Raw genomic sequence first — 11,225 nt, forward strand, 5'->3', positions numbered from 1 at the left:
AATGTATACTAAGGTAGCGCTCGAGTACACACTGAGTACAAGATAGGGTGCTATAATACCGATAGTTTGTCAAAGCTAATAGGAGTGATCATAATGACAACTGTTATGGTAGTAGACGACGATCGGCACATACGTCGATTGATCCGTTTTTACTTAGAGGATGAGGGTTTAGAAGTAATTGAACAAGCAAATGGACTAGAGGCTTGGGAGTATTACAGTAATCACCCCGTCGATTTGATCGTACTAGACGTCTTAATGCCAAATATGGATGGTTGGGAACTTTGTCGTCGTCTGAGGGAGGCAGGAGATAAGCCGGTCTTAATGATTACTGCTAAGGGAGAGCCGATGGATCGAATCAAAGGCTTTCAGCTTGGAACAGACGACTATTTGGTAAAACCATTTGAACCAATGGAATTGGTCTTACGGATAAAAGCGTTGCTTAAGCGGTACAAAATCTCAGTTTCCGAGACCATTAATTTGGGAAGCATCTCGCTAGATAAGACTAGCTATCAGGTCCGGTTCCGGGATACTGGGGAGGCTGAATCCATTCCACTCAAAGAATTCGAGTTGCTTGCAGCTCTCGCTAGTTATCCAGGTAAACTTCATACTAGAGACGAACTTATTCAGCGTATTTGGGGATATGACTATGAAGGAGATGAGCGGACGGTTGATACGCACATTAAACGACTTAGAGTTCGGTTTGGAGCGTACGAGCAGGATTTCGCAATTGTAACCTTACGCGGACTCGGCTACAGGTTGGAGGTATATCGTGATTAAGTCACTATATGTGCGTATTATTCTTATTTTTATAGGTGCCGTGTTTTTAAGCTTAATTCCGACATTTTATCTCGTGACCCATTTTTACGCAGAAAATGTTCAGAGCGTCATTATGCAGAATATGATTGATGGCGGTAGAAAAATTATTCAATCTTACGCCGCTTCACCACCAGATGTTGAGGACAAGCTGATTGAAGGTGTGAACGCACTTCCTAGCTATGATATTCTTATATTTGATCAGAATGGTATTCTTCTGCATAATGAAGACCCGAAAGTTATCAAAAAGCTTCGCATAAACAATGAAAAGCTTAAAAAGGTGCTTGACGGCAATATATACCGAAGTCTTGAGGAGCATAGTCATCCTCTTATTGCCGGATTACCGTTTCAAATTGATGGCAAGCCTTTTGCACTTTTCCTTGCACCCGAGGTTCAAGGAGTTCCCTTCGCCGCTATACTAAGAACTGCTCTTCTTTTGGTTCTTTTGTTCGGCAGCCTATTCATCCTTGTTGCGGCTCGGTTTCTTGTTCGCCCTCTGCAGTTGCTTACAAAAGCAACTCGTAGCATGGCCAAAGGGAATTTTAATGTTAGACTGAATATCAGAAGTAAAGATGAGATTGGCGAATTGGCGAAGAGCTTTAATCGAATGGCCTACGATCTAGGAAATCTGGAGTCAATGCGGAGACAGTTCGTTTCTGACGTGTCCCATGAAATACAGTCCCCCTTAACATCAATAAAAGGCTTTACGCAAGCCATTAGATATAAAAAAATGGATGACTCCACGAGGCAGGATATGCTTGAAATTATCGAAGAGGAGACCAATCGGCTATCCCGTCTCAGTTCAGATCTACTCCAATTGTCCACTCTTGAGTACGAATACTTGTCGCTTGATATAAGTACCTACCGTCTGGATGAGCAGTTACGCCATATTATCATGGCATCGGAACCACAATGGTCAGTCAAAAATTTGAATATTGAATTAGAATCCAAAGAGATTATCGTGCAAGCGGATAAGGATAAACTAAACCAACTGTGGACCAATCTGGTCAGTAATGCCATCAAATTTTCAAGAACAGGCGGTAATATCCGGATTACAGCCATTCGCAACGATGAAGCTATTCGGGTATCCATTGCCGACAGTGGGCCGGGTATACCTGAGGAGGAGATCGAGCATATATTCAAGCCCTTTTATAAGGTCGACAAATCTAGGGATCGCTCGGATGCCGGTAATGGAATCGGATTATCAATTGTAAAGCGTATAGTGCATTTACACGGTGGTAACATCGAGGTATCCAGTCGCATAAGCGAAGGTTCCATTATGACGGTTGTTCTCCCTAAGTCACCTATAGAAAAATAATATTCATATCAGGATCGGATACACCATCATCGTTTTATAGTCAATTAAGGTGAGTGAATGACCTAAGATTAGTTAAGATAGTCCGTGTTACGCACGGGCTTTTTTTATTTCCTGCGTTATAACGAGCGCAATCACTGTCTATCCATGAAAGCTTGGTCCAGCTCCAAAGTTGAGGTCATTAATAAACTTATTTTTTACCAGTACACAGTGCGTACACATTCGCCCAATATGATGTTCTCGAAAGTAAAGAGAGGAGAGAATATCTTTGAACTGGTTAACAAAGTTTAGTTTGAAAAACAGCACGGCTGTCGTTATTCTATGTCTGCTTGTCCTAGGATACGGGTTGTATTCGACAATGCAGATCAAGCAGGAGACACTACCAGCCATGGAGTTGCCTACTGTATTCGTGCAGGTGACGCAGCCGGGAGCATCGACTGAAGAGATAGAGTCTGGAGTAACAAAACCGATTGAGGACAGTATTAAGGGATTGAAAAATTACGATTCGCTTACAAGCACCTCGGCAGAAAACGCGGCAAATATCGTCGTTCAATTTCCATTCGGTTCGGACATGGATAAGCTGACGGGGGAGGTTGAGGCTGCTGTCGCAAAGATTGACATTCCTGCAGGAGCCAACGCTACGGTTCAGCGTTTATCCTTAAGTGGTCAGGCCATTTATGAGGCAGCCATTTTCTCTGATAAGCTTGATTCGGCTGCACTGGAGGAGAAGCTGCAGAACGAGATCGTCCCGCAACTTCAAAAACTGGAAGGTGTTAGTTCCGTTGAACTTAAAGGGACGACGAGCGAGCATTTAGAAATCGTTGTCGATAAGGATAAGGCTGCTCAGAAGGGTATCACCTTGGGGGCGATCCGTAGTGCGCTGCAATCTCTCAATTATGCGATGCCGCTTGGCTCCGCATCAGTAGATGAGACGACGATTCCAATTAAGTTGTCAGGCCAGATCACTTCGTTGAAGCAGATCGAAAACTTGAGATTGGGGACAGGAGATGGCGTTGTTTTGCTGTCAGATCTTGCCGAGATCAAGACGATTTCTACGCAAGATGAGATAACCCGTTACAACGGAGAGCCTAGCTATTTGTTGGATGTCATGAAGACGCAAGACGCGAATACAGCAAGCGTCACAGACGAAGTTAAATCGTTACTTGATGATTATGAAAAAAGCGGCGAACTGGGCGTTCATATCGTATCCGATCAAGGAGAGAATGTTAAAGAATCTATTTCTGGATTTATTCACGAAGGGTTGTTCGGCACCCTATTCTGTATGATTACTATTTTCCTCTTCTTGCGTAATATCCGGGCAACGTTAATCTCGATCATATCGCTGCCGATTTCGGTCTTTGCCACAATTGCCTTTATGAATCAGTTGGGTTACACGCTTAATATCATGACACTGGGTGGTATTGCGGTATCCGTCGGGCGGATTATAGACGATAGCATTGTTGTTATAGAGAATATTTACCGGTGGAAGCAATCGAAAGGAGATGAACTGCGGGGCAAAGAGTTGGCTCTTAAGGCAACCCGGGAAGTAATGGGCGCCGTGGCCTCTTCAACGATTGCCATGGTGGTTGTTTTTGCACCTTTGATTTTCGTTGGTGGCATGATCGGAGTAGTCTTCCGTCCATTTGCTCTTGCTGTGGTGATCTCCATCCTGACTTCTTTATTTGTGGCCGCGATGCTCATTCCAATTATGGGTGGCAAGTTCTTTAATCGTGTGAAGCCTCACAAGGAAGGTGGGCGGTTGTCGAAATTCTTTGAGAAGACAATCCGTGGCGCACTAAAACGCAAAGTAACGGTTCTTGGTTTGTCCATTCTACTCTTGGTAGGATCGGTCTGCTTAGTACCGTTACTCGGAATTTCGTTCCTTCCAAGTGAATCTGTACCATCTGCGTCGGTTGAGATTGTCTTGCCCGCGAAGAGCACGCTGGATGAGACCGATAAGGTTGGAAGTAAAGTGGAGAACTATTTGAAGGAACTACCAAGTACAGAAAGCTATGAAATCTCGATTGGCGGCTCTCAAAATAGTAAGTTAGGTTCCGCAGCAAATAAAAATAAAGCCGAGGCATCTGTCATTTTCGTAGATGGAACGGATTTGGATCAGATGATTGATCAGATGAACAGCGAGATTCCTTCCCTAGTATCGGCAGAAGTACCGGGGACGACGGTTGAGGTTAAATCGAATGAGGTAGGACTGACATCGGGCAATAACGTTGCTGTGAATATCTATTCGAATAATCCCGACGAGATTGCAGCCGTTGCTAAAAATGTAGAAGAGGTAATGAAGCATAATGGTGACCTGAAGGACGTCACAAACAACATGAACGAAGTGACACCGAAATGGGTCATAACTCTTAACCAACAAGGAATCGATTTAAATGTTAATCCTTCTCTTATCACGCAACTAGTCGGTGAACAACTGAAGCCGATTGACGCAGGCGCATACACTATTGACAGCGAAAACCGGGAAATAACGTTGACTTACCAGCAACCCATTGCTTCTTTGTCGGAATTGAAGAATATTCAAGTTCCTACTGCAGGCGGAGTAAAAACACTCAGTGATGTTGCGAACGTGTCGGAGGAAAGTGCTTGGATTCAGGTAAACCATGATGACGGTAGAATGTATGCCGAGGTTAGCGCTACGATCAAGGACGAAGATGCTGTCCAATCGGTAACAAAGCAAGTAAAAGAGGACGTACAAAGCTTAGCCTTGCCGAGTGGTGTAGAGGTGAATTTCGGCGGTGGACTGGAGATGATTGGTGAAGGCTTCAGTAGCCTTATCATCGCGATGGTTGTAGCTATAGGACTAGTGTTTCTGGTAATGAGCATGACGTTCGGAGGTCTAATTACACCGCTCATCATCTTGTCCTCGCTCATTTTCATCCCCGTTGGTTCCTTAAGCGCCTTACTCATTACAGGGGAGTCGCTTTCAATTAGTGCCATGATCGGGATGTTGATGCTCGTCGGTATAGTCGTTACGAATGCGGTGGTACTACTCGATCGAGTAGAGAAAAATCGTATATCCGGTATACCAATCAGGGAAGCGATCGTTGAGGCTTCAATGACCCGACTGCGGCCAATTCTGATGACGGCGTTCGCCACAATGCTTTCTCTGATGCCAGTGGCGATGTCCTCTGGTTCATCGACAAGCTTAATTTCAGGAGGCCTTGCAATTACGGTTATTGGCGGACTGTTCTCATCTACACTGTTGACGCTGATTGTAGTGCCTGTTATATATGAGCTGGCTTGGCGTAAGCGCAAGGTTAAGGAAATCGAGACGTTCTAAACATATTTGACACTCCAATGAAACTAAGAATAGGCACTCTATATTAACAGTGCCTATTCTTTTCTAAATACAATATTGTTCGATTATTATCCTTGCNTAGATGGAATAAATAAACAAATCTATTGGTATAGAGGTGTTTCTCTATGACTCGTCTTTCAGTCGTGGCACCCGTTTATAACGAGGAAGAGAATATCTATGATTTCTACGTGAGCATTACAAATGCGTTGAAAGGGAAGATTGAGAGTTATGAAATCGTGCTAGTAAATGATGGGAGCAGAGATCGAAGTGCTACGTATCTGAACGAAATTGCTCAGATGGATCGGGCAGTAAATGTCATCCATTTTGATAGAACATATGGGCAGACTGCTGCCATTTGGGCCGGAATGAAAAACTCAAAGGGCGAATTAATCGCCCTGATGGATGCAGACTTACAGACAGATCCCCGTAATATCTTCAATTTGATGCCCTTCATAGAAAGAATAGATTTTGTTAATGGGAAACGGGCGAATCGAAGAGATAGAAATAGATTCCTCAATCGGATCACTAGAGATTCAAATTATGATACGCGTTCTCCTATGAAACTCTTAACACGGGAGGTGGCAGACAGCTTTTATTTATACAATGGAATGCACCGCTTTTTGCCGGCACTGGCAAAAATGAATGGGTTTTCTGTAATTGAAGTATCGGTAACCCAAAATGAAAGGAAAAATAGAGTATCAAAATATGGGGACTTAAATCATCTCGATACAGGTATCATGGATGCCTTTATGATTGGCTGGCTCAAAAAAAGAGTTATCCATTACCGGATTGAAAGATGATCGTATGCGGGGAGTTCCGAGCCTGGGAGCAGGCTGAATATATACAGTTATCCTGCTCCTAAAGAGTACAGCAGCCTGGTTTATCTACACATCTTTTGAATTAATGATTTTCTTGCTTAACATACAACATAAGAGAATCCAGAACGCGGTGGTCAGCACTACGTGCAGAAAGGTCAATCCGCTGAATGTTAGTGTAATGTGTTGTGATGATCCAGAAATCGTGTAGGAAATAGCCGGCAGAAGAAAATTCAAGTGAAATCTTTCAGCAAACAATGAGATTCCCATGGTCAATCCGCCTGTTGCGACTAAGAATCCTCCAATAATTCCGACTGTGGTATTGCGTAAAAATAAGTTGGGCAGCAGAATGAGTGCAATAAACGCGGAAGAAACTAACCATTTTTGAAGAACAAAGAAAAGCAACCCGAATATACCCCCCGGTAGTATGACAGCACCGTTAATAATCTTCAGAGCAATGAGAGATTCAAGTGTGTAAAAACAAAGCATTAACGCGCTCGTAGCCGCCATTGAGAGCATTTTTCCCCCAATGTAATTCCAAGGGTTAGCGTGAACAGTGAATATATTTTTGGCAAAGCCGCTTGAATAGTCACGGCATACAAATAACGTCAGGATAATGCCCAGAAGAATATAGATCACTCCGGCCCCCATGGATGCACTTAAGAAATCGTCTGATCCCGACGAAGTTGAAGCACCCAGAAGTAAATCCAGGCTAGCCTGATCTCCATTGCTGATTACCTGCGAAATAGACATGATCGTAAGGAAGATGAGGGAGACATACAACACTTTTGAATGTAATAGCCGGTGTATATCCATCCGGAAAATGTTACGCATGGTATTCACCTCCCATCAAATTGAGGAAGTATTCTTCTAAATCCTGCTGATGCAAATAGATTTCTTGAACTGCGATGCCGTTTCTTGAAAGCAGCATATTAACAGAAGCGGTGTCGCTAATGCCGTAAATGCGTATTTCACCATTGGGACCCAATTCGCACTCTTCCGGTTGTAATTTCTGATGAATTAAGTTCGCAGCATTGCTGCTGTCAGCCACTTTGACATACAAGTAATCGCGGCGATTTTCAGCCAGCTCTTGGGCAGAGATTTGCTGAATTAGTTGTCCTTCTTTAATAATTCCGTAGTGAGTCGCAATTTTGCTGAGTTCTCCAAGGATATGTGAGCTAATCAGAATCGTTATTCCGTATTCTTGATTGATTGTTGCGATCACTTGCCGAAGCTCCATAATCCCTTCGGGATCAAGACCGTTAATCGGCTCATCCAGAACCAATAGATCCGGATTGCCGAGCATGGCAATAGCGATTCCAAGTCGTTGTTTCATTCCCAGAGACAGATTTTTTGCTTTTTTCTTCGCGGACTTCCCCAGGCCAACCATCTCCAGGCTTTCCATCGCTTTCTTTTTTGGATTGTCTACCCCTATTGAGAGCCCCTGTAGTACGAGATTTTCATACGCAGACATGCTCGGATAGACTCCCGGCTGCTCTATCAGCGTTCCAATTCGGCTGCGAACCAGCGTATCTTCTACAGGCTTTCCGAACAAATGAATTTCGCCCGCACTGGGTCTGACTAGACCACAAACCATCTTTTGTGTTGTTGATTTGCCTGATCCATTACGGCCAATAAAACCATAAATGGCACCTTTGGGAACGATAAGATTGACTTGATCCACCACATTTTTAGTTCCGTATTTTTTACATAAACCGATTGTTCGTATAGCTTCCATTTGCTCCTCCTTATGTCTTTCACTTAATGCCGTAATGGTATTGGAGGAATATTAAAGAGTTGCTTCTGAAGTGTTAAAGAAATATTAATGAAAATAANAACCACTTCCTAAATTAATATCTCTTTAACAAGAGTCTAACAACTTTCCAACATTAAATAAGCATGATTGATACGGCAATCAAACAAACGGGAAGGGAAGATGGTTGAGAAAGAAAGGAATAGTGGTTGCCATTCCAGTTCATAGTGAAAGGAATATCATTCATGAAAATAAAAGAAAAAGCTCAGTCACTTCTTATGAACCAGGCGATGAACTACATCGCAGGCAATCCCGAAAAGAATCTGCCCAAGCTGCTGTCCTTGATCGAAAATTCACCATGGGGAAGAAATTCTGAAGCCTTTGCCGCCCAAAAAGAATTCTTCCATGAGATTTTGGATGATCCCGGCCATATTTGGCATCAATACCTCATGGGCTTGTGGAAAGACATCGACAACGATATCCTGAAGACTATCTTTCACAATTTTGCATTAAACGCTAGTTTGATCGGCGGGGCAAAACAGGATGCTGCCCGCGAGAAATATGACTGCAACATTCCTTGGGCTATTTTAATGGACCCGACATCTGCGTGTAATCTGTCGTGCATTGGCTGCTGGGCGGCGGAGTATGGTCATATGCTGAATATGTCCTACGATACGTTGGACAGTATAGTTCGCCAGGGCAAAGAACTTGGGACTCATTTTTATTTGTTTTCAGGCGGTGAACCGCTTGTGCGCAAGGCTGACATTATTCGCTTGTGCGAGGCTCATCCCGATTGCCTGTTCTTATCATTCACCAATGGCACGCTCATCAACGAAGCTTTCGCCGATGAGATGATTCGGGTTCGCAACTTTATCCCCGCTATCAGTGTGGAGGGTTTTGAAGAGGATACTGATTTTCGTCGAGGTGAAGGGACCTTCAAGAAGGTAGAACGAGCGATGAAAATTCTGAAAGACAGAAGACTGCCGTTCGGTATCTCCTGCTGTTACACCGGGAAGAATACGGAACTGATCGGTTCTGAGGCGTATTTTGATCAGATGATAGTATGGGGGGCGAAGTTCTGTTGGTTCTTCACCTATATGCCCGTAGGTAACGGTGCTGCGCCGGAACTAATGGCTTCGGCCGAACATCGTGCTTTTATGTACCGTCAGATTCGTGAATTCCGTAAGACTAAGTCGCTGTTTACGCTGGATTTTTGGAATGACGGTGAATTTGCTGGAGGCTGTATCGCTGGGGGAAGAAGATATTTACATATTAATGCCAACGGAGATATGGAGCCATGCGCATTCATTCATTATTCCGATTCTAATATTCATACCAAAACACTACTGGAAGCCTTGCAGTCTCCTTTGTTCATGGCATATAAAGATGGACAACCGTTCAATGATAACCTGCTTCGTCCTTGCCCGCTGCTCGATAATCCCGATGCCCTTGTTGATATTGTTGAGCGCTCCGGTGCCCGTTCCACTGACCTGGAAGATCCAGAGGATGTACGCAGACTGGCGGATAAATGCCGCAATGCTTCCGCCAATTGGGCGCCTGTAGCCGATAAGCTGTGGAGTTGCCAAAGTGGATGTGCGGCGTGCGGAACCCAAGAATCGATTAATTGCGAAATGGAGGCACATCGCACGCGATGATGGCAGGAGAGGTGAACTGGGGGAATGTTCAATGAAAGACAGCTTCTTAAGGACTAACGCAGTAAAAGTAAACAAGATTATTACGATAATCTTATGGCTAGCTTTTCTCGCATTCGGGTTCTACACTCTCAGTGGGTATGGTAGATCCGAAGTAACGTACTCGCTATTATTGGAGTTGTCATTCATCACTTTGTTAGTGTTCCGCAAAAAGTATCAGCTTCTGACCACGATTCTTATTGTGCTGGCCATCCTGACATGTACGATTCCGTACATAGCAACTTTAGGAGCAGGGCTGTTAATTGTAACGGTGCTCTGCGTTGTAACTTTATACTTAAATAAAGGCCTTCTTTACGGATTTGGAGCATTGTATAACATTTCGTATGTCATCATTTATCATTCAAGCAATCATCAATTTGACTCGCAATTTTGGATGACAATCGGATTTATTGAATTGACAATTGTGGTGTTATTTTTCGTCTGCAAAAGAAGTGCCGATTTAATCCAGTTGTCAATCCGTAAAGAGGCTGAAGCCAGTGGGTTGCTGCATGAAATGGACCAAATGGTCGAAGTCATTCATCATAACACATTTTCGCTGAACGATGATATTGCCAATTGTAATCGGGATATCGGCGTTCTGCGCAATATGAGCAGCACATTGACCTCAAATATTCAAGAGGTGGCAGAAGGCGTATTGAATCAATCCGACAGCATTTTGAATATCAGCAAGATGATGAATATAGCTGACGAGAAAATGCTTTCGATACATCAGCTTTCCCGAAGTCTTGCCGACACTTCGCTTAAGACCGAACATGTGGTACAGGGCAGCTCTAATAAAATTCAACAAATGGAACAGCAGATGGATATTATTAATATGGCGGTCAACGATTCCCTCACGACAGTGGAGGAACTGAATCGCAGTATGAACGATATCAATATGTTTTTGTCGGCGATAAATGAGATTTCGGATCAGACCAATCTACTAGCCTTGAATGCGAATATCGAGGCTGCGAGAGCAGGTCAAGCAGGCGCAGGCTTTGCGGTCGTGGCCAGTCAAATCCGGAACCTTGCTTCGCAGTGTTCTGAAGTGGTCCGACAGATTGACGGGATTGTTCATAGTATCCATTCGAAGACAGAGCGAGTATTTGAAAAGGCCGATAATGGCAGCATGGCGGTTAGAGAAGGCGAAGCCATTACCAGACAGGTGCTGGAGAGTTTTGACAATATCAAAGTCACATTTGAAAATATGAACCGGCGTATTTCAGATGAATTAGATATGACTAATCATGTGAGTTCCATTTTTACGGATGTGCGCCGACAAGCGGAGAACATATCGGATATTGCACAAAGACATACGGCGGCCACGGAAGAAATGTTGGCGACAACACAGGAACAAGAGAGAAACATCGATATTATATATGATTTTATCGGAAGGATTAATAAATCCAGCAGTCGATTGCAGGAGCTAAGTACCAACAAAAAACAAAATGAAGAAACGGCATAAACATCTTATGAATAACGATCTCTCAAATGATGCCAATCATCAAGAGGGATCGTT

8 protein-coding genes are annotated in these 11,225 nt (G+C 43.7%); 6 read left to right on the forward strand and 2 right to left on the reverse strand.

Translation table 11 applies throughout. The annotated features are described in order from the left end of the window. Positions 1-93: 93 nt before the first annotated feature. The 4 genes from KIH86_RS26520 (at position 94) to KIH86_RS26535 (ending at position 6,247) form a co-directional block, all read left to right on the forward strand. Positions 94-777 (forward strand): response regulator transcription factor, encoded by a 684-nt coding sequence (locus tag KIH86_RS26520; protein WP_262416443.1) that lies wholly within the window; start codon positions 94-96, stop codon positions 775-777. Then, a complete protein-coding gene (locus KIH86_RS26525) occupies positions 770-2,131 on the forward strand; it encodes a sensor histidine kinase (RefSeq protein WP_223083730.1) in 1,362 nt (453 codons plus the stop codon). The genes KIH86_RS26520 and KIH86_RS26525 overlap by 8 nt, the downstream gene beginning before the upstream one ends. Before the next feature lie 265 nt (positions 2,132-2,396). Then, entirely contained in the window at positions 2,397-5,429 is a 3,033-nt protein-coding gene (locus tag KIH86_RS26530; RefSeq protein ID WP_223083729.1) for an efflux RND transporter permease subunit, read from the forward strand. A 143-nt stretch (positions 5,430-5,572) separates the two neighbouring features. Further along, positions 5,573-6,247, forward strand: a complete 675-nt coding sequence (locus KIH86_RS26535; protein ID WP_223083728.1) for a glycosyltransferase family 2 protein — start codon at positions 5,573-5,575, stop codon at positions 6,245-6,247. Positions 6,248-6,331: 84 nt separating this feature from the next. On the opposite strand, the gene KIH86_RS26540 is transcribed toward KIH86_RS26535, so the two are convergent. Together KIH86_RS26540 and KIH86_RS26545 are read right to left on the reverse strand one after the other, a co-directional pair. After that, entirely contained in the window at positions 6,332-7,096 is a 765-nt protein-coding gene (locus KIH86_RS26540; RefSeq protein ID WP_223083727.1) for a hypothetical protein, read from the reverse strand. Continuing rightward, positions 7,089-8,000, reverse strand: coding sequence for an ABC transporter ATP-binding protein (locus tag KIH86_RS26545; RefSeq protein ID WP_223083726.1), 912 nt, complete (start codon positions 7,998-8,000; stop codon positions 7,089-7,091). Before KIH86_RS26545 ends, KIH86_RS26540 begins: the two co-directional genes overlap by 8 nt. Before the next feature lie 260 nt (positions 8,001-8,260). Here KIH86_RS26545 and KIH86_RS26550 point away from each other — a divergent pair, with 260 nt between their 5' ends. Together KIH86_RS26550 and KIH86_RS26555 are read left to right on the forward strand one after the other, a co-directional pair. Continuing rightward, positions 8,261-9,670, forward strand: coding sequence for a radical SAM protein (locus KIH86_RS26550; protein ID WP_223083725.1), 1,410 nt, complete (start codon positions 8,261-8,263; stop codon positions 9,668-9,670). Positions 9,671-9,701: 31 nt separating this feature from the next. Further along, positions 9,702-11,171, forward strand: coding sequence for a methyl-accepting chemotaxis protein (locus KIH86_RS26555; protein WP_223083724.1), 1,470 nt, complete (start codon positions 9,702-9,704; stop codon positions 11,169-11,171). Positions 11,172-11,225 lie beyond the last annotated feature (54 nt).

Origin of the sequence: Paenibacillus sinensis (assembly GCF_019904155.1) — a bacterium.
GTDB lineage: Bacteria > Bacillota > Bacilli > Paenibacillales > Paenibacillaceae > Paenibacillus_AQ > Paenibacillus_AQ sinensis.